Source organism: Pseudomonas frederiksbergensis (assembly GCF_001874645.1).
In the GTDB taxonomy this organism is placed as follows: Bacteria; Pseudomonadota; Gammaproteobacteria; order Pseudomonadales; family Pseudomonadaceae; genus Aquipseudomonas; species Aquipseudomonas frederiksbergensis_B.
This window is the reverse complement of the sequence record NZ_CP017886.1, coordinates 3,063,724-3,084,569: the sequence shown is the minus strand read 5'-3', so window position 1 is coordinate 3,084,569 and position 20,846 is coordinate 3,063,724. Positions and strand designations below refer to the sequence as shown.

Below are 20,846 nucleotides of genomic sequence, written 5' to 3'. Positions count from 1 at the left end.
TGTTCGGTAGTCATCCGTTGCGCCGATGCAGCCAGCGTTGCAGCCAGGAGGAAGTGGCGCCTAGGGCGTCACGCAGTTGTGCGGCAGTGATCGTGCGATCTGCCGCATCGAAAGCCAGCGCAGTGCGCAGCGCCGGCCAGCAGTGTTTCGGTAGGTGCCTGGGCGCTTGCAGTTCACGGTCCAGGCGTTCGTCACGGGCCTGGGTCGACGGCAAGCGGCGGAACGGGTGTTTGCCGCCCGCCAGCTCAAAGATCACGCAGGCCACCGCGAAGAGGTCGGCGCTGGCGCTCAGCGGTGCGCCTTCCAGCAACTCCGGTGCGGCGTAGCCCGGGGTCCAGGCGTTGAAACGGCTACGGCTCAAGTGCGGCAGGCCGGGCAACACGCCCTCCTCGGCCTGACCGAGGCCGAAGTCGAACACGCGCACGCCCTCCTCGCTGAGCATCACGTTGCTCGGTTTCATATCGCCGTGCAGCACGCCGCGACCGTGGGCATAAGCCAACGCGTCGAGCAGCGGCAGCGCGATGTCTCGCAGCTCTTGCCACGGCAGGCCCAGAGGCCGTTCGCAGAGCAGTTTGTCCAGGGTCAGCCCGCGCATCAGTTCCATGGTGATGAAGGCGCGCTGACACTCGGTGTCCACTTCAAAGGTGTGCAAACGCAGCACGTTGGCGTGGCGCAGGCGCCGGGTCAGGGCGAACTCGCTGTAGAGCAAGGCACTGGCGTCCGGCGATTCGGCAAATTCTTCGCTGAGGATTTTCAGCGCTATATACGGGTCGGGGTCACCGAACTGTTCGTGCAGCAGGTCTCGCGCGCGATACACCACGCCCATGCCGCCGGCACCGAGCAAACGCTCAAGGCGGTAACGCCCCGCCAGCACCTCCGGCAACTCGGCAATGCTGGCCCGCATCGGCGCCACGGTACGCGGCGCTGCATGGGGTTTGGCGAAGGCAAAGTACGTCAGGTTGGCGGCATCGATGTCGCTGACCAACAGCTCGTCGAGCACAGGCTTGAGCTCACTCATTGGCGGATCACCACGGCGGTCAGGTTGTCCCGCGCCGAACCGCGCAAGGCGCCGTCGAACAACCGCTCCAGCGCTACGTGCGGCGCGGTCAGGCTCAAGGCGTTGCCCAGCGCGTCGCTGCTCAAGCCTTGGTACAAACCGTCGCTGCACAGCAGAAACGCGTCACCGGGATAGACCTCGAGTTCGAGCACGTCCAGGGTCAACTGCTCGCTGGCCCCGACCGCACGGGTCAAGGCGCTGGCGGCCGGATGAGCCCGGGCCTGCTCGACGCTCAGTTGTTGTTCGTCGATCAGTTGCTGCATCAGCGAATGGTCCCTGGACAGCTGATACAAGCGCTGCCCGCGCCACAGATAACAACGGCTGTCGCCGGCCCAGATGCAGGCCGCGCGATTGCCGTCCACCAACAACGCCACCACCGTGCTGCCCATGATGCTGTCATGGCGCCCGGCGGTGACGGTCAATTCCTGGCCCAAGCGGCGGTTGAGCCAGTGCAGGCACTGGCGCACGCCTTTGAGCCGCTCGTCGAAGCTGTCTTCGACGGGCAGTTCCGCCAGGCTGGCGACGATCAACTGGCTGGCGATATCGCCACCCTGATGACCGCCCATGCCGTCCGCGACCACCCACAGGCCATGCTGTGGGCTGTCGAGGAAAGCATCTTCGTTGCGCGCCCGAACCTTGCCCGGATCGGTGCGCGCCGCGCTGCGCCAGGGGCTGGCAACCAGCATCAGAGCTGCACCGGCATACGGAAGGTGCGCAACACGCCCATGTCGAACGGGTTCGGCGTGCGCTGGCTCATCAGCAGGTAGTTGGCGCGCAGGCCACCCACGTCGGCCTTGAGCACCAGCACGTCGCGCCCGGTCAGGTATTCGGTCTGCATCAAATCGAACAGACGGAACAACGACCATGGACCGGAGTTTTTCTCGATGCCAATCGGGCGGCCGGCCATTTTTTCGAGGACCAGGCTGGTGCGACCGTCTTCCGCGTCGGTTGGCCATTTGAAGGCCACCGGCACAATCGGGCCATGGCGGTATTCCATGGTCTTGTCGCCAAAGCGGAACTCGGAACGGCTGACGGCCGGGTCGAGGGTGTACGGCTCCAGTTTGAACTGCACCTGCGGCTCGGCCGGGTTTTCGGCAAAGAAGCTTTGGCGGATCACTTGTGCGGCGGCCATTTGGTCGAGGTAGACCTTGGACATCGGCAGGCTGTGACCGTCAATGCTGCGCAGGCGATAGTTGCCCGGATCGCCGCTGACGAAAGGCCGCATGTAGTTTTCGAAGAAGCGATCGGCGATGCCCTGCGCCTTGAAGAACTCGCGGAAGTCGCTGATGGCAACGTCGCTGGTGCTGTGGGCGTTGAACGGATAACGCTTGTTGATCGCCTTGCCATAGAAGCTATACAGCTCGCTCTGGTAGCGCTGGTTGAGGTACTGGTAGGAGTCGTTGAGCACCAGACGCCAGGTGTCTTCAGCCAGTACGTTGAACCATACGCTGACCGGACGCGGCAGGCGGCTGGATGCGTTGCGCAAGTTGCTCAGCGCATCGCGCTGGCCGCTCATGCGGGTCTTGGCCATTTCAAACGCAGCCTGGTCCGGGGCACTGGCACGCGCCAGGCTGGACAGTTGCAGTTGCAGGTCGTTCAGCGCTTGCAGCGCCGGGGTCAGGTCGGCTGCCGGGCCGTTGTTGTCATCGAGCAAACGGTGCAGCGGTTCGAAGCGCCGTTGCAGGGATTTTTTCGCGGTGTCCGGCAGGTTCTTGGTCAGGGCTTCCGACGCCTTGCCCGCTGCTGCAGCGGCAAGCTTGCCGAGTTTTCCGCCCTTGGCGCCCAGTTTGTCAGCGACATCGGCGGCTTCATCAGCGCTCTCGGCGATCACCGGGAAACGGGTGTTCTCGCGCACTTCAACCAGCATTTGCAGGATCGGCGAGTTGGCGGACGTCAACCCGGCCAGTTGTTCGGCGCCTTCACCGGCATCGTTGATCGGCTGCAACGCCACCTGGCCGACCGCTTCACTCCAGAAGTTGGCGTAGTCGCGGAAGTACAGTTGCTCCAGTTCGACCATCAGGCGGCGCAAGTCCATGCCGCTCATGCCCGAGCCTTCGCCCAGTACCCAGTTGTCACGCAGGATGTCGGTGACCAATGCAGAGCCCTGGACCGAGAAGTACTGCTGATAACCTTGTTGGGTGTAGAACCCCGGGATCACGTAGTCGGTGCCGACGAACAGCGCGCCCTGCGGACCGAGGTGTTGGCTGAAGCGGTATTCCGGCAGGTTGCGAGCCTGCTCGCGCAGCATCCGGTAGACCACGGTGGCCAGCGATTCGCTGCGCAGAACCTGACGCGCCTGGGCGACCAATGCATCGTTGAGCGGGTAGATAAACGGCTGCTTGAGCAGGCGTTCGAAGTGCCCGTTCAGACCGTTCTGCACCGCGGTGTTGCCCGCGTAACGGACGGACCAGTCCTGCGCCAGCCAATCTTGCAGCCACGCCGGATCACGACGGTCCTTCATGTTGAGCATCAGGTAGGCGCGCAGGCTGTTGAGCAGGCGATCGCGGTCCTTCATGTTGTTGCGGATCTGCCCTTCGAGCAGTTGCGCCACTCGCGGCAGCAGTTGGGTTTCAAGTTCACGTTGATACGCGTCCTTGACCACCGGGTTGCTCTCATTCCCCTGATACAGACCACCACGCTCGAATACCGACACGTCGCCTTTCGGCGGGAAAACTTTGGTCGCTTCATAACTGGTGTCGAGGGTTTTGAGCACCCCCATCGCGTCATCGCGGGCGGTCAGCGCCGAGCGCTGCTGGGTCCAGGTTTGCGCCAGCGAACGGAGGTTTTCCAGGCGTTCGTAGTTGGCCGAGAACCCCGTCGCCCAGAGCAGACCGAACGCCCCCAGCGCCGTCAGTGCACCGACGTACAACGCACGCTGGCCCCAATGGATGCGGCTGCGTTCGCGTTTGTCCAGACCGGCCAGATCGGCCTCGGGGAAAATCACCCGGCTGAGCACGTGGTGAATGAACCGCGAGCGACCGCTGCGCAAGGTCGGCAACACACCGCTGTCGATGCCCAGGTTCGCGCCAATACCGGCGGTGCTCGGGTCCATCTGTTGCTTCAAGTGCGGCGCGCTGGTCAGGTAGAAACCGCGCAACTGGCTGGCGCGCTGATAGCGGTTGCCGGTGAAGGCCATGTCGACGAACAGGCACAGACGCTCGCCGATCTGCCCCAGTTGATGTGGGAAGTCGAGAATGCGACCACGGCGCTGGGTGTCGCGCTCCTGGTGCATGCGCATGATCACCTGGCTGTTGAGGCGACGCAGCAGCTCTTCGAACTCGGCACGCAACACCGTCACGTCAGTACCGCTCTGCTCTTTGCGGAAACTGGTGCCGAGCACCTGATCGCTTTCTTCGCGGGTCAACTGATCGAAGAACTCGTCGAAGCCCAGCAACTGGTCGGCCTTGCTCAGTACCAGATAAATCGGCAGGTCGACGTGCAGTTTTTGATGCACCTCTTGCAGGCGCGCACGCACCTGATGCGATAGGGTTTTGAGGTCATCCTCGTTGCTCCCGATCAGTAGCTCCACCGGAAGAGTCACCAGCACGCCGTTCAACGGACGGTTGCGACGACGCTTGCGCAGCAGCTCGAGCAAGGTGGTCCAGGCGCTGCCGTCGACATCCACGCTCGGTTGGGTCAGGTAACGCCCGGCGGTGTCGATCAGCACGCCGTGGTCGGCGAAGTACCAGTCGCAATAGCGAGTGCCAGTGGTGTCGCGGGTGAGTTTGCGCTCGGTCTTGTTGATCGGAAACTCAAGGCCCGAGAAGTCCAGCAGGCTGGTTTTACCGCTGCCCTGCGGACCGATCAGCAGGTACCACGGCAGATCGTTGCGCCAGCGTTCGCTGCGGCCACGATACAGGCTGGAAGTTTTCAAGGTGCGCAGCGCGTCTTTGAAACGTGCGCGCAGTTCCTTTTGTTCCTCGTCGATCAGCTCTTCGCGGCGAATATGGTCCTGGCCGTCTTCGGTTTCTTCGACAGCCTTTTTGCGCACACCGGCGCGCCAGCTGACGAAGACCATGGTCAGGCCCCAGATCAGGAACAGCACGCTGATGGTCAGCAGGCGCGAGGTCGAGCCTTCCCAGAATTTGTAATCGTTGACGGCCAGCAGCGGCCCGACGAACCACACCAGCAGTGCGACGAACAGCACCAGCAGCAGGGTCCAGACCCAGGTCTTGCGCAAGAACGCGCCGACTTTCTTGAAAAACTTTTTCATCACACGTCCCTGTTTTACGGCTTCAACTGCGGCTGAACCGCGGCCGGATCAAGCGGCTGATAAGGTTGCAGAACGGTGTCACGCTGTTCGCCGAGTACCCAGGCAAAGCCCGAATACATCACCACCAGGCACACCAGCGTGAACAGCGCCACCATCCACCACGGCACGATGCGCACCAGGCTGCGACGCCTGTCGTTGAGGCCTTCCCAGTGCGGCGACAGTTCACGCGGCACGTCGCCACGCAGCTGGCGAATCTGCCGGTAGAGCGCATCGCGAATGCCGTCGAGTTCCAGCATGCCGCGCGCCTGCACCCGGTACTTGCCCTCGAAACCGAGCGACAGGCACAGGTACATCAGTTCCAGCATCGGCAGGTGTTTGACCGGGTTCTTCGACAGACGATCGAGCAGCTGAAAGAATTTCTCGCCGCCAAAGGTCTCGTTGTGGAAGCTGCTGAGCAGGCTCATCTGCGACCACTCGCTTTCGTTGCCCCACGCGGTGGTGACCACCGCTTCGTCGACCACGGTGCACAGCACGTAACGCGCGGCCATGACCTGGCTGCTCTCGGCGCCGTTGTGCAGCGCACGGACTTCGAAGAGTTTCAGCGCAGCCGTCAGCCGCTCGTTGAGCGCGTGCATGTCTTCGCGGGAGTCGCTGTGCTTGAGTCGCACCACTTCCGACAGCAAGTCGGACGACGCGGCCACCAGCGAGTTGAGGCTGATGTTGAACGCTTCCGCCGGACGCAGGCGCGCAGCGTAAATCATCCGTTCTTCCAGTTGCTCGAAACGCGGCGGTGCCGCGAAATCGGTCAGCGGGCTCTGTGCCGGGCCGTGGCCCTGGCGATCGAGCAGGACGGTTTTGTCGTCCTGGTTGTGATCCACTTCCTTGATCATATCGGTCAGTTCCTGATGGCCCAGAATTTCAGTTCAAGCTCGGCGAATTCGCCGGACACGTGGAACGCGAAGCCGCCGGAGCGCTCCAGTTGTGCCAGGTCTTCGGAACTGAGTTCGAGGATGAAATAGGTTTTGTTCGAGTGGAACGGGATCTGCCGCGGCGCCACCGGCAAGGGTTTGACCTTGATGCCTGGCAGGTGCAGGTTGACCAACTGACGGATGCGCTCCACCGGGCCAACCTTGAGGTGTGCCGGCAGGCGATGACGCAGCTCTTCGGAGTCGCAGTTGGCACTGGCCGCCAGCACGAACGACGCCGTGCCCAGCAATTTGTGGTCGTGCAGCGGCGAGACGGTGATCCCGTATTGACGCGCTTGCAGCACCAGCTCGATGGCGTGCTGTTCAAGCACCATCGACAGCACCTGACGAATCGCTTCCATCAGTTTGCGGAAGCTCGCGCCCTGGTCGCTGTGCTGATAGCGGCTGTCCAGACGCGGGCGTTTGCTGTCGCTGGCAAAGGTCGACAGATCGCCGAGCATCGACAGCAGCGTGCGGTACAACTCTTCCGGGTGAACCTGTTCCAGGCCCAGGTAATGGCGCAGGACCAGTTCAGTGCGGTTGATCAGTTGCAGCATCATGAAGTCGCCGACTTCCGCACCGCCGACCTTGCCGTTGGAACGAATCCGGTCGGCAATGGTGTCGCCACGGTGGCCGAGCATGCTGATGACTTCTTTGAGGCACGACAGCAGGTAGCCGGACGCGTGAGCGTGGATGAACGTCGGGACGAAGTCCGGGTCGAGGCTGATCACGCCGTCGGGCGTGGTGTCGAGAACTTCACAGATCTTCAGTTTGACGTAGGCCTGGTCGCTCTGCTGCTCGCCGAGCAACAAGCGAAAGTCCGGACGTGCGCAGCTGACCTGACTGCTGGAATCGTCGCCGGCGTTGGAGTCGGCGACTTCCGCTTCGTACGCGGTGTAACGCGCCAGCACGTCGGATTGCTCCGGGCGACGGGACTCGATGTGGTTACCGGTGACCAGCGGCAAGGCCAGGTAAATCGGCGTGTTTCCGGTGTTCGGCGGGACGTCCAGGGCCAGCGGCTCGGTGTTGCCGCCGAGTTCGAACAGGCTGCCGTCCGGGAGAATCCCCGAGGCCTGGCTGATCACCAGTTTGCCCATGTTGAGGAACTGCAAATCGATCTCGAGCCCCAGAAAACCCCAGGTGTAACTGCCCAGCAACTGGGTGCGGGTTTTCATCTGGTTGTCGTAGTAGCGATCGTTGTGCTGGAAGTGCTGCGGACGCAGCAACATGCCTTCCTGCCAAATGACTTTATGCACGTTCATGTTCAGTCATCCGCCTTGGCGAGCTTTTCGTTTTTGTTATGAATGCCGGTCTGATCGAGGGTCAATTCGGCCACGGTCAGATCGGCCGGGGTGACTTGAACCACGTAGCGCCATTGGGTTTCGCGCAGGTCGCGATACGCCGCAAGCACGCCGACGTAACGACTGCCACTTTCGACGCTGAGCTTGAACTCGGCGGTTTCGCCCGGGCGCAGTTCCAGCTCTTCGCTGGCCACCAGGTCCGGTGACAGGGATTCCTTGGCGCGCTCGTACAGGCTGAAGAAGTCAGCGTTTTCGAAGGCCACCGGGTGTTTGAGCTCAATCAGCCGCACGACAATCGGCGACGGCCGGCCATTGAGGTCCGGGTTGACCTGATCGCTGGCGGTCAGCTTGAGGTTGAGCTTGGTCACGGTGGAATACGGCGAAATCGATGAGCAGCCGGCCAGCAACACCAGGGCGGTGAACGCTGTCAGCAGGTTGATTATTACGGCCTTGCAGCGAGACATGCGGATCATCCTTGGTGTTCGGTGTGTAGGGTGGAAATCAGGCGGATCTGTTCTTCGTAGGCCTGCGCGAAGTCCCGCGCCAGCAGGCGTTCGCTCCAGTCATCGTCCTGACGCAGCGCCTGGTGATAACGGCCGTAGGCCCTCCAGCGGCTGCCCGAGGTGGCGAGCAGCGGCTTGTTGCCGTCACGCTCGAAACGCAGGGTCAGTTGCTGCGGCGAGAAATGTTCGAGGGTGCCGCGTACCGCCGCGCGACTGGCGGTGAGCAAGGCCACCTGATGCGCCTGCAAATCACGGAAAGCCCGCGAGATCGCCTGCCCGGCCGGCAACTGGCCGGGTTTGTCGCCCTGCAACAGAATGCCCAGCGCTTCGCTGGCATCGACGGCAAATTTCAGCGGGTTTTTGCCGGTGCCTTGAACCGTGGTCTGCGCCAGACGCAGTTCGTTTTTCAGCTCCGAACGGGTACGCAGGCTCTGCTGCAAACCACCGATGCTTTGCTTGAGCAAACGCGCGGCGTTGATTGCCAGGGCTTCGCGACTTTCGTGATCGAGGCCTTTGAGGTCGACGCCCAGTGCATCACCGAAATGTTCCCAGAAGCCTTCGCTTTGACGCTCGACAGCCTTGGGCGCTGGCGCAGGTTCCGGCGCGGCAGGCGCAGCCACCAGTTCCGGCACCAGCAGGCTTTCCATGTCGATGCGCGCGTAGTCGGCACGCTGGCGCGGCTCCTGACGCGGCGCATTGAGGGCGCTCAGTTCGTCGATTTCCGAGTAGACCCGTTCCTGTTGATCAAGCGCGTTGAGCGGATCGAGGTCGAGAAACGCATCGTCCGGAATGATGCTGCCGGCGGCTTGCGGGCGGCCGATTTCCGTATCGAAAGTCGCCGGGTCGCGTACCAGCCGCGCACGGATTTCGAAATCCCCCAGCACGTAGACGCTGCCGTGTTCGATGCGCTGTGCTTCACCCTTGCGCAGACGCGCGCCGCTTTCACTGGCCTGAATACCGTTGCTGCTGGTATCGGTCAGGAAAAACGTGCCGTCGCGATAGCTGATCAGCGCGTGATGGTTGGACAGGTGACGCTTGCGGTCTGGAATGATCCAGTCGCAATCCTCGCCCCGCCCGATCACGCCGCCAGCCTGTTTGAAGGTCTTTTGGCACAAATCCGTGGGCACGAACTGCTTGGTGTTCAGCATTTCGAAAACCAGTTCCATGATGTCGCTCCTTGCGGTCACTTGCCGCGATTGACCGCCTGCGGATCACCCAGTGGGCGATAGGTGTTGTCGTTGAATTTGTAATTGCCGCTACAGCCCCCGAGGCCGCATAGAACGACGAGGGTCAGCAGGACGGCTTGCCAGTGACGAACAGACATCAGAGGGTCTCCAGGGCTAAACAATGCACAAAGCGCCGCCCCTTGAGGGCGGCGCTGACAGAAGCAAAAGGGGTGAGATGACGCGTCATGGGCCTATCCATCGAAATCGCCGAGATTGATGTTCAGGCGCCCGAGGCGGTACAGCAGCGTGCGCCGTGGCAGGCCGAGTTCGCGGGCAGCAAGGGTTTGGTTGCCGTCGTTCTTGCGCAGGCAATCGAGCAACAGGCTGCGCTCGACCTGCTCCAGGCGTTCACGCAGGTTCAGGCTGCTTTCCTCCGGCGCCACCTCGATACGCAGCGAGAAATGTTCGGCCAGCAACTCGCCGCCTTCGCAGAGCAACACGGCGCGTTCGACCAGACCTTTGAGCTCACGGACGTTGCCGGGGAAGGCGTAGCTCGACAGGTGATCAAGCGCCGCTTCGGACCAACGCACCGTATCGCGTTGCAGGAACGCGCAGGCCTTGTCGGCGAAGTGTCGGGCCAGGTCGAGGATGTCGCCTTCACGCTGACGCAGGGCCGGCAGTTCAATCGGGAACTGCGCGAGGCGGTAGTACAGGTCTTCGCGGAACTTGCCTTCGCTGACCAGCACCGCCAGGTCCCGGTGAGTCGCGGCGATGATGCGCACGTCGATTTTGTGGGTGTCGTTGGAACCCAGCGGACGAATCTCGCCTTCCTGCAATACCCGCAATAGCTTGGCTTGCAGAGACAGCGGCATGTCGCCGATTTCGTCCAGTAACAAGGTCCCGCCGTTGGCCGCATCGAACAGCCCGGCGCGGTCACGGTCGGCGCCGGTAAAGGCACCTTTGCGGTAGCCGAACAGCTCGCTTTCCAGCAGGTTTTCGGGGAACGCTGCGCAGTTCTGCACGATGAACGCCTGGGAACGGCGTGGCCCGCAATCGTGGATGGCCCGCGCCACCACTTCCTTGCCGGTGCCGGTTTCGCCGCGCAGCAGCACGGTGTACGGGCTGTGCAGCACCTTGCTGATCAGTTGGTAGGTCTGGCGCATGGCCGAACTCTTGCCGATCAATCCATAACCGCTGGCACTCGGCACGCTGCTGCGCATCGGCGACACATCACCTACCGGCCGGCGCAAACGTTGCAGCAAGTGCAATTGCCCGAGCACGAACGAGCCCAGTTGCCCGAGCGAATCGGCAAAGCCCTGCAATTCGACCTGTTCGCGGCTGGCGCACAGCAGCAGGCCGACCACCGCTTTTTGCGGGTTGACCAGCGGCACGCACAGGAGTGACTGCCACGGAACGGCCTGATCCGGCAGGAAACTGGTTTCGTGCAGGCTGCCACTGAGCCCGGTGAGGCTGAGTACACGGTTCTGGCACAGCGAGAATTGCAGCAGTTGCTCACCGTTGTAGTCGGCCGGCAGGCTCGCGGTTTCCCGGGGTTGCAGGATGCCGTGCAAACATTCGGCGGTCAGCCCGAGGCTGGTGTGGGTCGCGTCGAGCAGGTATAGCTGACTCAACTCACAACCACTGAGTTCGGCCACCGCGCGCACGAAGTCACCCAGCAGCGCCGCGCCGTCAGCCGCCCGCGACAAGCTGGCGAACTTCGCCAGCAAGGCTTCGGCATAGACCAGCGGTTGCGGCACTCGAGTGAACATCACAGCCACCTCAAGCGAACTCGCAGGTCACGCAAGCAGAGCCATCGAGCGTTGCGTGAACGCGCTTGAGACTTTCGCCAGTGGCCATCGCGTCGAGCAGACGATCCGCCACCAATGGCAGCACGTGCAGGTCAAGCAAATGGTCGATCAGGCGCGCGCCGCTGTCGCTTTGGGTGCAACGCTCGGCCAGGTGGTCGACGAGGTTCTGGCAATAGCTGAAATCCAGCTGACGGCGGTTCAGGCGTTCGCCCAGGCGACCCAGTTTGATTTCGATCAGCTCGCGCAGCACCGGGCCGCCGACCGGGTAGTACGGAACCACGCGCATACGCGCCAGCAACGCCGGTTTGAAGTGTTTGCTGAGCACCGGACGAATGGTTTCTTCGAGGACTTCAGCCGTCGGCCGCGCACCGTTCTCACAGAGTTCGCTGATGCGCTCGCTGCCTAGGTTCGAGGTCATCAGGATCAGCGTGTTGCGGAAGTCGATTTCACGCCCTTCCCCATCGTTGGCCACGCCTTTGTCGAATATTTGGTAGAACAGGTTCAGCACGTCCGGGTCGGCTTTCTCGACCTCATCGAGCAGCACCACCGAGTACGGTTTCTGCCGCACGGCTTCGGTGAGCATGCCGCCTTCGCCGTAACCGACGTAGCCCGGCGGTGCACCGATCAGGCGCGAGACGGTGTGCTTTTCCTGAAACTCGGACATGTTGATGGTGGTGATGAAACGATCACCGCCATACAACAAGTCGGCCAGCGCCAATGCGGTTTCGGTCTTGCCGACGCCGCTCGGCCCGACCAGCAGGAACACGCCCACCGGTGCATCGGGTTTGTTCAGGCCGGCCGCAGTGGCGCGCATCGAACGGTCCAGCGCATGCACGGCTTGTTCCTGCCCACGAATGCGGGTGCGCAGGTCAGTGGCGAAGCTCGCGACCTTGGCGTTGTGTTCACGGGCCAGTTGCGCCAGCGGCACACCGGTCCAAGCGCTGATCACTTCAGCCACCAGACGCGGGCACACTTCAAAACTCACCAGCCGCTCTTTGATCTGGGCATCGGTCAGCGCACGGTGGGTTTCGTTCAGCGCGGCTTCCAGCGCTTCGACGCTGTGCGCTTCGTCCACGCTCGCTTCAAGGGTTTCAATCACTGTGCCTTCGGCGTCCTCTTCAACCGAAACGGTCGGCTCGACGGCAGCGGCTTCGCGAGCCTTGGCCAGTTGCTGACGCAGCTCCAGCAAGCGCTCGGCCAGTGCCTTTTGCTCGGTCCAGAGGCTTTCCAGGGCGACCCTTTCGTCTTCGGCGGCGTCCAGGCGATCTTCCAGCGCGTCGAGCGCTTCCTGATCGATCAGCAAACCGGCTTCGGCATCGCGGCGCAGGGCCTGACGCTGACGCCCGCCTTCGGCCAGTTCGCCACGCAAACGCTCAAGGCTTTCCGGCGCGGCGGCGAGGCTGATGCGCACGCGGGCGCAGGCGGTGTCGAGCACGTCGACGGCTTTGTCCGGCAGCTGTCGGCCGGCCAGATAACGTGCCGACAATTGCGCCGCCGCGACCACCGCGTCATCGCGCAGGTAGATGCCGTGGCTCTTCTCGTAGACCTGTGCCAGGCCACGGAGGATGGTCACTGCTTCACTGACGGTCGGTTCATGCAACTGCACCGGCTGGAAACGACGGGCCAGGGCCGGGTCTTTCTCGAAGTATTTTTTGTACTCGGCCCAGGTGGTGGCGGCGATGGTGCGTAACTCACCACGCGCCAGGGCTGGCTTGAGCAGGTTGGCCGCGTCCGAACCACCGGCATTGCCGCCCGCGCCGATCAGGGTGTGGGCTTCGTCGATGAACAGGATGATCGGTTTCGGCGAGGCTTTGACTTCGTCGATCACGCCTTTGAGGCGGCGTTCAAATTCGCCTTTGACGCTGGCGCCGGCTTGCAGCAGTCCCATGTCCAGCGACAGCAGTTCAACGCCCTTGAGCACTTGCGGCACTTCACCGGCCGCAATGCGCGAGGCCAGGCCTTCGACGATCGCGGTTTTACCGACGCCGGCTTCACCGACCACAATCGGGTTGTTCTTGCGCCGACGCGCAAGGATGTCGACCATCTGCCGAATCGCGCCATCGCGGCACAGCACCGGGTCGAGTTTGCCGTCGCGGGCTTGCTGGGTCAGGTTGTGGGTAAAGCGTTGCAACAGGGATTCGCCCGGTACGGCCGGTTTGCCGGTGGCCGGTTGTTCCTTCTGCGACAGGGCAAAATCTTTCAGGCGATCAATGTTCAATTTCGCCAGCAATGGCTGGTAACGGCTGCCGGCATAGCGCATCGGATTGCGCAGCAACGCGAGAATCAACGCGGCCTGCTCGACCTGGCTCTGGCCCAATTCGAGGTTGGCCACCAGCAACGCATCTTGCAGCCACTGCACCAGTTCCGGGGCGAACACCGGGTTGCGCGAGGCGCTGTGCTCGACCCGCGATTGCAGCGCGGCGCTGAGTTCGCCAGCGTCGACTTCGGCGTCTTGCAGCGCGCGTGCGAGCAGGCCTTGCGGGCGCTCCAGCAGGCCCAGCAACAGGTCTTCGACGAGGATCTTGCTGCCGCCACGGGCGACGCAGCGTTCGGCCGAACGTTCCAGGTCACGACGGGTTTCGGCGTCCAGCGCCTGGATCAGTTGTTGCAGGTCTACGTTGATCATAGGTCTCACGTCCTTAATGAATTTTGCTGCCCAGGGTCACCACGCCGTCCGCGTGTTCGCGGCCCAGCCAACTGGTCCACCCAAGGCGACAGGCGTTCTGCTCACCGATGCGCAGTTCGCGGATTTCTTCCTGGCGCAGGACCAGGCGAATGTCGTAATCAAGCGGGTCACGCAGGGTGAACCGCACCAGCGCGCACAGCGGCTGGTAGCCGAAACCGATCGGCAGGAATTCGTGGAAGCGTTGCCAGTCGAGCTCACGGATGTGAATCCGGAACTTGCCGCTGCGGTCGCGCACGTGTTCACCCAGCACCAGGTCTTCGCCGAGCTGGCTGTTGGCGCGGCCCAAACGGTTGCGCTGCTCGTCGAGGATTTCGACGCGGCGCTCGATGCACTGCTCGATGGTCAGTTCAGCGTGCTTGAAGTAGTAACGCAGCACGGCCTCGATCAACGCCGCCGAGTGCGCCCGCAAGCTCAACAGGCCGAGGTACGGCAACAGGCGTTTCCAGTTCAGCTCCTGGGCCTTGCGAATGTCTTCGCCACCCAGGCCGATCAGCGCGAACAGCTGCGAGGAAAACGGGTCGAGGGCGCCGCTCTTGAAGCTGGCGCGGTAGCGGTACTTGCGCCAGATCGGCAGCATCAACCGTTGCAGGCGATGGTGGAACAGGTCGAGAAAATGGCGTGTCGGGTTGCCGTCTTCGCTGTCGCCCAGCGCTTGCTCACCGTAGAACGCCGGCAGCGGCGAACCGGAGCCGACCAGGCCGATCAGGTTGAAACGCAGGCGCGCGCGCAGTTGCCCGTGCTCGCGGAAAAACTCCACGCGATCGACGTCGCTGCCAGGGAAACCCAGGCTCGGGTTGGCCTGGAATTCCAGCTGGTCGTAGAGGTCCTCTTCGCTCAGGTACGGGTGAGCCTCGCGCAGCCGATCGACGACCAGCAGCACGGCCTGAAACAGCGAGTACTCGCGTATTCCTCGGGTCAGCCCGCTTAAAGCAGAGGCTGAAGGCCCATACGTGGTGTCCATTGGTACACCTCTCCCTGTGTGCTTTTTACCCGCAGCTCGTGGTACGAATTGAGACTGGCGTAAAGCGCGAAAAACTCGTTAAGAACCGAAGCGAACACGAACAGGTCGCCTTCGCCGATATAGCCTTCCGGGTCGATGGTCAGCTCGGTGCGCAGCCCGCGCAGCGGCAACCCTCGGTGCAGCCGGTCGACGTGTTGGTGCTTGATCGACTTGAGCCCGCCGAGCAGGCGTTTGCTAACCTTCTCTGAGTGCTGGTCGTAGTAACGCGGCAAGTCGTAGGTTTCGAGAATCACCTTGAGCGCGTCGACGTTGGCCAGCGACAGGTAGTTGAGCGACATGTTGCTGATCAGCTTCCACAGGAAGTCGTGGCTCAGCGGCGGCGCGAAACTCGACGTGGCCGGGGTGATGTTGCGGAAACTGAGGAACTCCGGGGTCTCTTCGCAGGCCATGCAGATGTCGCCGAGCTTGAGCCGGCGCGGCAGGTTCTGGTTGGTGCACATCAGCTCGATCGACAGGGTTTCGTGGGCTTCGGTGTGGCGGATGCCGAAGCTCAGGTAAGTGTCGAGGCCGTCGTGAAGCAACGAGGTGCGCTGGCGAATGCTGTAATGCGGACGGCTTTGCGGCACGTCGAAACTCGGGTCGTGCTCAAAGGATTCGAACGGCACGTACGCCTGATAACCCAGGCCACCCGGCTTCCAGCCCGTAACGCCTTCAACCGAAAACACGCCGCAGTTTTCCAGGTCGTATTCGGCCGGCAGCAACAGGTATTCGTCTTGCTTGCCATCGAGGCGAATCGGCAAGGCGTCGTGCTTGAACAGGTTGACGATAGGCGTGCAGTAGAGCTTCACATTGTCCAGGGTCGGGCGCAGACGCTGGATGCCACTCTTGCGAATATCGAAGCGCAGCTCCAGACCGTGCATCTGCTTGAGGGTGTCTTCGGGCAGCGCCTTGAGCAGGTCGAGACCGTTCAAATCGACGAACAGGAATTTGTCCTGGAAGGCGAAATATTCCTGCAAATAGCGATAGCCACGGAAGGTGTTCAGCGGATACGGAATCAACGCCTCTTCTTCGGCAAAACCCACCGGCTGCACCCGATCGCCAGGCATCTTGAACGCCATCGGCGTGCCATTAACCCCATTGAGCGGCTTGCCGGCCGCGTCCAGCGGAATCAGTTCGATGCCGTCCAGGTTGCGCAACAGGCTCAGGTAAAGCATCTGGCTGATGTAACGCTCACCGGCCAGGTGCAGGCGCAGACGGCTCAGGTCCAGCTCACCGATATGCCCGTCGCAACTCATCTCCAGACGCAGACTCAACAGCGAACCGTCGCCCTTCACCGAGTACGTCAGCGCGGTCAGGTCCAGCGGCAGGACTTCAGTCGGGTAGCACGTGCGGAAACGGCAACGCACGTCATCGATCGGCTTACTCTCGACCGGCGTATCTCGCTCGACCCGCAACGCCGGCCCGGAACGCTTCAACGGGTCGAACTGCAAAATACTGAACGCCGGCAACGGCCGCATGTAGTTCGGCCACAGCAAATGCATCAGCGAGTGGCTGAGCTCCGGCAACTCGTCATCGAGCTTCTGCCGCAGGCGGCCAGTCAGGAACGCAAAGCCCTCCAGCAACCGCTCCACGTCTGGGTCACGCCCGGCCTGCCCCAGGAAAGGTGCCAACGCCGGACTGCGCTCGGCGAAACGACGACCCAACTGGCGAAGTGCGGTGAGTTCGCTTTGGTAGTAGTGGTTAAAGGACACGGAGGGTTACCTGTTTGTCGGTTTTGCAAAAAGTTGTGAAAATCGAAACATTCAACTCACCCAGCAGAAACGGAGTATTTTGAATAAAAAATCAGACACTGGAGTGCGTCAAATAATAGACACCTATCGCAAACATAACTGGAACGGCCATAACACAAATAAAATTCAATATCTTGTGAAGCCTTTTCTCCCTAACACTTGGTATAAGTCCGGCAATACCAACAAAAAAACAAAAAACCGCCAGCACACCGAAATAGTCATTATCTACCATGCCGGCAAAGTAACCTTCCATAGTCATTCCTTATTAAACCCCATAAAATTCCAGCGGTATAATTCAAAGAATTTAAGAAAATCTTCAGTAACAGAGCCTTTCGCCAAATTATTCTCTATTGGGGACTGTCCCGTTTTTCGCAAACCACTCACGACATCGGCCCATTTGAAAAAAACTTCGGAAGCACGAACAGCACCAACAAACTGATTACCCACAGCACCAACAAATAATAGTTACCAGGCATTCTGCAGGCCGCCCATCCTTTAACTACCCCATAGCCAACAGCAAACTGCAACAGTAAGAGCGAGATAATTCCCAACGGAACGGAAAACAGATAGCTATAAGGTTCAGCAAATCCGAACCGGACAACCGTATAAATTTCAAACAATACAAATGGCACAATCAAAGCAAGCGCCAGGATGATCATTGCCCTGACCTTTTTTGCACTGCTCATCAACGCAATCCCTCGGCATATAGGGATTGGGCCAACTCAAGCCGACGCTGTTCACCTGATGGTCCATCAATACCGTAGTAGAAATGCCCCACACCTTCCTTGCGCTGGCTGGACTCTGTCATCTGCGAGCCGAGCAAAGGGGCGTGTTCAGCCAGGTCGAAAAATGACATGCCCGCATGGATCGGGTCGCCATGCTCTTTCAAATCGAGCACAACAACATGTTTAATAAGCGATTGCTGTTTAATCTCTCCCAACATTTCTTCAGAAATGGGAGAACCAATCAAAACCAAATAATCAACTGCCTGCCCCTTATCGGCGTAATAAAGAGCTGATTGAGCGGCCACCAGCGATCCGAAAGAATAACCGATAAGGTTGAATTGCCCACCCATTGGAATAGAGCGGTTTACCCCTAGCGCGTTCAAACTCCAGTCTGCTTCGACACTGTATGGCCCAGTGTCAGACATACCATTTATTGTCTTAAGTCTATAACGGTGCTTGTTGACCCCGGCAACCGCATCGACGTATTGACCTTCAGTATTCCGCCCTACCACTGCGCCACTAATACCGACCCTACGTAGAGACTTAACCTGATCATCAATATATCCGCCGGTCATTCCTGCACCACCGAGATAAACGGTCAGACCTTCTTCCACCACGATACTTTTGGGCGCCCTATCCGCAGTAGCAGTGCTGCTAGTCGACGCAACCTTTTTAAATATCCCAGTTGGTGTTTCCAACACATCGGTCGTCATTTGCATCAATCCTCTGACGCAACGTAGATATCAACTTTTTCCGCACTATTGTGCCGCGCCACCCGATGAGTCAGGCCTGTATCACTGGTAACGCCTTCCTCTTGAAGACCATTTTCTCGAATCAACAGATACCGACGGTTTGCCATAGGCGCTCCGCTCTTGTCAGTCAGGACAAACTGCTCATCAAACCCCGGAATAATCAAAGGCAACGGCGCCACAAACGGCACCGGCGTATGCGAGTTCCCGATAATCACCGTCGAAGACCCGGCAGTAACTTTATTGCCATGGGTGCCTACGGAGTCGACGGTCGCCGCTGGCTTGCCGTTGATCAAAACGGTACTCGCCACCCCTCCGGAGATCGCGCTGCCACAGGCCGAGACATCGTCCAGGCGGGCGGCCGCGAGGCCGTCAAAGAACACGTCGCCGGAACCGGAGGCGATCGGGTTGGTGCCGTGGCCGGGGAGCGGGCAAGCGGTAGGGTCACTGACTCGTGCTGCGGGTTTACCGGACATCGTCGTCTCCTTAGTTGACCTTGACTTGACCGCTGCCATCCAGGCGCGCGGCAAAACTGACCTGACGCTTGAAACCTTCAACTTCCAGCAGGCCTTCGATACTGAAGGTCAGCCTGAGTTGATCGTTGTCTCGCGGCAGGGAAACGACACGCACGTTCGTGAGGCGCGGCTCGTAGGCTTCGATGAAGCGTTCGATGGCCAGGCGTGCCTGGCTCAGGGAGTCGTGCAGGCTCAGGCGCATGTCGTTGAGATCGGGTAGCCCGTAATCGGACAGCGTTTGCACGCTGCCCGCACGGGTGCTGAGCATCTTGGCCAGATGGGCAGCCACCGACGCCATGGCGGAAACCTCGCGGCTCCAGCCGACGCGTTTGTCCGCGTCGCCACCCAGGCGTTCGAAAAGGCTGCCGTATCCAGTCATGACCCAGCTCCTTGGTTACTCTTTGTCCAGCTTGCCAACCAGCGACAAGGTGAAATCGGCACCCATGTACTTGAAGTGCGGGCGCACGTTCAGGCTGACGCGGTACCAGCCAGGCTCGCCTTCAACATCGCTGACGATGATCTGGGCGGCACGCAGCGGACGACGGCCACGGACTTCGGCGCTCGGGTTTTCCTGGTCGGCCACGTACTGGCGGATCCACTTGTTGAGTTCCAGCTCGAGGTCGGTACGTTCTTTCCACGAACCGAGTTGCTCGCGCTGCAGCACTTTCAAGTAGTGAGCCAGGCGGTTGACGATCATCATGTACGGCAGCTGAGTGCCGAGCTTGTAGTTCAGCTCTGCCGCCTTGCCTTCAGCACTGATGCCGAAGAACTTCGGCTTTTGCACCGAGCTGGCGGAGAAGAACGCGGCGTTGTCGCTGCCTTTGCGCATGGTCAGGGAGATGAAACCTTCCTCGGCCAGTTCGTATTCACGACGGTCGGACACCAGCACTTCGGTCGGAATCTTGGTTTCGATTTCGCCCATGCTTTCGAAGTGGTGCAACGGCAGGTCTTCAACTGCGCCACCGCTTTGCGGGCCGATGATGTTCGGGCACCAGCGGAATTTGGCGAAGCTGTCGGTCAGCTTGGTGCCGAACGCGTAGGCCGTGTTGCCCCACAGGTAGTGCTCGTGGCTGTTGGCGACGGTTTCTTTGTACACAAACGATTTCACCGGGTTTTCTTCCGGATCGTACGGGTTGCGCAGCAGGAAACGCGGAACAGTCAGGCCGATGTAACGCGAATCTTCGGACTGACGGAAGCTCTGCCATTTGGCGAATTGCGGGCCTTCGAAGTGATCTTTCAGATCCTTCAGGTCCGGCAGGCCGGTGAAGCTTTCCAGGCCGAAGAATTTCGGGCCGGCAGCCGCGATGAACGGCGCGTGGGACATGCACGCAACGCTCGACACGTACTGCATCAGTTTCACGTCAGGGGAGCTTGGCGACATGAAGTAGTTGGCGATGATCGCGCCCACTGGCTGGCCACCGAACTGGCCGTATTCCGCGGTGTAGATGTGCTTGTACAGGCCAGCCTGCATCACTTCCGGCGAATCTTCGAAGTCGTCCAGCAGGTCTTGCTTGGAAACGTTGAGGATTTCGATCTTGATGTTTTCGCGGAAGTTGGTGCGGTCGACCAGCAACTGCAGACCACGCCACGCCGATTCCAGCGACTGGAAGTCCAGGTGGTGGAGGATTTCGTCCATCTGACGGCTGAGCTTGGCATCGATCTCGGCGATCATGCGGTCAACCATGGCTTTCTTGACCGGCTCACCGTTGTTCTGCGGCTTGAGCAGTTCTTCGATGAACGCCGACACGCCACGCTTGGCGATGTCGTAGGCTTCGTCGTCCGGGGTCAGACGGGTTTCGGCGATGATGCTGTCGAGAATGCTGTATTCGCCGTTCTCGTTACTCTTTTGCTGTGCTGCACGGGTGCTCATAGTGTTGGCTTCCTTGGCTGATGGGGACTCAGGCGTCCTGGGCTGCGGCGTTCAGGCCCAGCTCACCCAGTACGCGACCGCGCGATTCGTCGTCGGCGAGAACGCCTTCGATGGCTTTGCGGAAGGCAGGTGCGTTACCCAGTGGGCCTTTGAGGGCCACCAGTGCGTCACGCAGTTCCATCAGTTTTTTCAGCTCAGGCACTTGCTCGACCAGGCTGGCCGGGTTGAAGTCCTTCATCGAATTGACGCGCAGTTTCACGGCCAGCTCTTCGGTGTCGCCCTCTTCCTGAAGACGGTTCGGCACGCTCAGTGTCAGCTGCAGCTCTTGCTTGGCGAGGACTTCGTCGAAGGTCATCTTGTCGATGCTGATCGGCTTGCGATCTTCAACTTTGCGCTCGTCCGCGCGGTGGGTGTAGTCACCGATTGCCAGTAGTTTCAGCGGCAGTTCAATCTCTTCCTGAGCACCGCCGGTGGCGGGTTTGAAGGTGACGTTGATGCGTTCCTTGGGGGCTACCGAGCCTTCTTTGGCCATGGCTT

Annotated in this window: 19 protein-coding genes; all 19 read right to left on the bottom strand. The window is 60.8% G+C overall.

Annotated elements, in window-relative coordinates; translation table 11 throughout:
• Positions 1–10: 10 nt before the first annotated feature.
• The 19 genes from BLL42_RS14780 to tssB all read right to left on the bottom strand — a co-directional run bounded on the left by BLL42_RS14780 (position 11) and on the right by tssB (position 20,841).
• Positions 11–1,018 (bottom strand): serine/threonine-protein kinase, encoded by a 1,008-nt coding sequence (locus BLL42_RS14780; RefSeq protein ID WP_071552765.1) that lies wholly within the window; start codon positions 1,016–1,018, stop codon positions 11–13.
• Entirely contained in the window at positions 1,015–1,743 is a 729-nt protein-coding gene (locus BLL42_RS14775; protein WP_071552764.1) for a PP2C family protein-serine/threonine phosphatase, read from the bottom strand. Before BLL42_RS14775 ends, BLL42_RS14780 begins: the two co-directional genes overlap by 4 nt.
• Positions 1,743–5,270, bottom strand: coding sequence for a type VI secretion system membrane subunit TssM (gene tssM / locus BLL42_RS14770; RefSeq protein WP_071552763.1), 3,528 nt, complete (start codon positions 5,268–5,270; stop codon positions 1,743–1,745). The genes BLL42_RS14775 and tssM overlap by 1 nt, the downstream gene beginning before the upstream one ends.
• A gap of 14 nt (positions 5,271–5,284) precedes the next feature.
• Positions 5,285–6,160: a type IVB secretion system protein IcmH/DotU gene (gene icmH / locus BLL42_RS14765; RefSeq protein WP_071552762.1), complete on the bottom strand. Its 876-nt coding sequence runs from the start codon at positions 6,158–6,160 to the stop codon at positions 5,285–5,287.
• A 5-nt stretch (positions 6,161–6,165) separates the two neighbouring features.
• Positions 6,166–7,497, bottom strand: a complete 1,332-nt coding sequence (gene tssK, locus BLL42_RS14760) for a type VI secretion system baseplate subunit TssK (protein ID WP_071552761.1) — start codon at positions 7,495–7,497, stop codon at positions 6,166–6,168.
• A 2-nt stretch (positions 7,498–7,499) separates the two neighbouring features.
• A complete protein-coding gene (gene tssJ / locus BLL42_RS14755) occupies positions 7,500–8,000 on the bottom strand; it encodes a type VI secretion system lipoprotein TssJ (protein WP_071552760.1) in 501 nt (166 codons plus the stop codon).
• A 5-nt stretch (positions 8,001–8,005) separates the two neighbouring features.
• Positions 8,006–9,205: a type VI secretion system-associated FHA domain protein TagH gene (tagH, locus tag BLL42_RS14750; RefSeq protein ID WP_071552759.1), complete on the bottom strand. Its 1,200-nt coding sequence runs from the start codon at positions 9,203–9,205 to the stop codon at positions 8,006–8,008.
• Positions 9,206–9,222: 17 nt separating this feature from the next.
• Positions 9,223–9,363 (bottom strand): hypothetical protein, encoded by a 141-nt coding sequence (locus BLL42_RS14745; RefSeq protein WP_008030659.1) that lies wholly within the window; start codon positions 9,361–9,363, stop codon positions 9,223–9,225.
• Positions 9,364–9,456: 93 nt separating this feature from the next.
• On the bottom strand, positions 9,457–10,974 hold the full coding sequence (locus BLL42_RS14740; RefSeq protein WP_071552758.1) for a sigma-54 interaction domain-containing protein: 1,518 nt from the start codon (positions 10,972–10,974) through the stop codon (positions 9,457–9,459).
• A gap of 10 nt (positions 10,975–10,984) precedes the next feature.
• Positions 10,985–13,639, bottom strand: coding sequence for a type VI secretion system ATPase TssH (tssH, locus tag BLL42_RS14735; RefSeq protein ID WP_071552757.1), 2,655 nt, complete (start codon positions 13,637–13,639; stop codon positions 10,985–10,987).
• Positions 13,640–13,652: 13 nt separating this feature from the next.
• Entirely contained in the window at positions 13,653–14,660 is a 1,008-nt protein-coding gene (gene tssG, locus BLL42_RS14730) for a type VI secretion system baseplate subunit TssG (protein ID WP_071552756.1), read from the bottom strand.
• On the bottom strand, positions 14,624–16,411 hold the full coding sequence (gene tssF / locus BLL42_RS14725) for a type VI secretion system baseplate subunit TssF (protein ID WP_071552755.1): 1,788 nt from the start codon (positions 16,409–16,411) through the stop codon (positions 14,624–14,626). Before tssF ends, tssG begins: the two co-directional genes overlap by 37 nt.
• Before the next feature lie 91 nt (positions 16,412–16,502).
• On the bottom strand, positions 16,503–16,703 hold the full coding sequence (locus BLL42_RS14720; protein WP_071552754.1) for a hypothetical protein: 201 nt from the start codon (positions 16,701–16,703) through the stop codon (positions 16,503–16,505).
• Between the two features lie 127 nt (positions 16,704–16,830).
• Positions 16,831–17,136 (bottom strand): hypothetical protein, encoded by a 306-nt coding sequence (locus BLL42_RS14715; RefSeq protein WP_071552753.1) that lies wholly within the window; start codon positions 17,134–17,136, stop codon positions 16,831–16,833.
• The gene (locus BLL42_RS14710; RefSeq protein WP_071552752.1) at positions 17,136–17,888 is read right to left on the bottom strand and encodes an alpha/beta hydrolase family protein; all 753 of its coding nucleotides are present in this window, start codon (positions 17,886–17,888) and stop codon (positions 17,136–17,138) included. Before BLL42_RS14710 ends, BLL42_RS14715 begins: the two co-directional genes overlap by 1 nt.
• 5 nt (positions 17,889–17,893) lie before the next feature.
• Complete coding sequence (locus tag BLL42_RS14705; protein WP_071552751.1) at positions 17,894–18,400, bottom strand: PAAR domain-containing protein; 507 nt, start codon at positions 18,398–18,400, stop codon at positions 17,894–17,896.
• A 10-nt stretch (positions 18,401–18,410) separates the two neighbouring features.
• Positions 18,411–18,818: a type VI secretion system baseplate subunit TssE gene (gene tssE / locus BLL42_RS14700; protein WP_054594682.1), complete on the bottom strand. Its 408-nt coding sequence runs from the start codon at positions 18,816–18,818 to the stop codon at positions 18,411–18,413.
• A gap of 15 nt (positions 18,819–18,833) precedes the next feature.
• Complete coding sequence (tssC, locus tag BLL42_RS14695; RefSeq protein WP_071552750.1) at positions 18,834–20,309, bottom strand: type VI secretion system contractile sheath large subunit; 1,476 nt, start codon at positions 20,307–20,309, stop codon at positions 18,834–18,836.
• 28 nt (positions 20,310–20,337) lie between these two features.
• A complete protein-coding gene (tssB, locus tag BLL42_RS14690; RefSeq protein WP_071552749.1) occupies positions 20,338–20,841 on the bottom strand; it encodes a type VI secretion system contractile sheath small subunit in 504 nt (167 codons plus the stop codon).
• Positions 20,842–20,846 lie beyond the last annotated feature (5 nt).

What these genes read in the sequence shown, in the direction of transcription:
- BLL42_RS14780 (WP_071552765.1), bottom strand. Translation starts at nt 1,018, where the DNA reads ATGAGTGAGCTCAAGCCTGTGCTCGACGAGCTGTTGGTCAGCGACATC.
- BLL42_RS14775 (WP_071552764.1), bottom strand. Translation starts at nt 1,743, where the DNA reads ATGCTGGTTGCCAGCCCCTGGCGCAGCGCGGCGCGCACCGATCCGGGC.
- tssM (WP_071552763.1), bottom strand. Translation starts at nt 5,270, where the DNA reads ATGAAAAAGTTTTTCAAGAAAGTCGGCGCGTTCTTGCGCAAGACCTGG.
- icmH (WP_071552762.1), bottom strand. Translation starts at nt 6,160, where the DNA reads ATGATCAAGGAAGTGGATCACAACCAGGACGACAAAACCGTCCTGCTC.
- tssK (WP_071552761.1), bottom strand. Translation starts at nt 7,497, where the DNA reads ATGAACGTGCATAAAGTCATTTGGCAGGAAGGCATGTTGCTGCGTCCG.
- tssJ (WP_071552760.1), bottom strand. Translation starts at nt 8,000, where the DNA reads ATGTCTCGCTGCAAGGCCGTAATAATCAACCTGCTGACAGCGTTCACC.
- tagH (WP_071552759.1), bottom strand. Translation starts at nt 9,205, where the DNA reads ATGGAACTGGTTTTCGAAATGCTGAACACCAAGCAGTTCGTGCCCACG.
- BLL42_RS14745 (WP_008030659.1), bottom strand. Translation starts at nt 9,363, where the DNA reads ATGTCTGTTCGTCACTGGCAAGCCGTCCTGCTGACCCTCGTCGTTCTA.
- BLL42_RS14740 (WP_071552758.1), bottom strand. Translation starts at nt 10,974, where the DNA reads ATGTTCACTCGAGTGCCGCAACCGCTGGTCTATGCCGAAGCCTTGCTG.
- tssH (WP_071552757.1), bottom strand. Translation starts at nt 13,639, where the DNA reads ATGATCAACGTAGACCTGCAACAACTGATCCAGGCGCTGGACGCCGAA.
- tssG (WP_071552756.1), bottom strand. Translation starts at nt 14,660, where the DNA reads ATGGACACCACGTATGGGCCTTCAGCCTCTGCTTTAAGCGGGCTGACC.
- BLL42_RS14720 (WP_071552754.1), bottom strand. Translation starts at nt 16,703, where the DNA reads ATGGAAGGTTACTTTGCCGGCATGGTAGATAATGACTATTTCGGTGTG.
- BLL42_RS14715 (WP_071552753.1), bottom strand. Translation starts at nt 17,136, where the DNA reads ATGAGCAGTGCAAAAAAGGTCAGGGCAATGATCATCCTGGCGCTTGCT.
- BLL42_RS14710 (WP_071552752.1), bottom strand. Translation starts at nt 17,888, where the DNA reads ATGACGACCGATGTGTTGGAAACACCAACTGGGATATTTAAAAAGGTT.
- BLL42_RS14705 (WP_071552751.1), bottom strand. Translation starts at nt 18,400, where the DNA reads ATGTCCGGTAAACCCGCAGCACGAGTCAGTGACCCTACCGCTTGCCCG.
- tssE (WP_054594682.1), bottom strand. Translation starts at nt 18,818, where the DNA reads ATGACTGGATACGGCAGCCTTTTCGAACGCCTGGGTGGCGACGCGGAC.
- tssC (WP_071552750.1), bottom strand. Translation starts at nt 20,309, where the DNA reads ATGAGCACCCGTGCAGCACAGCAAAAGAGTAACGAGAACGGCGAATAC.
- tssB (WP_071552749.1), bottom strand. Translation starts at nt 20,841, where the DNA reads ATGGCCAAAGAAGGCTCGGTAGCCCCCAAGGAACGCATCAACGTCACC.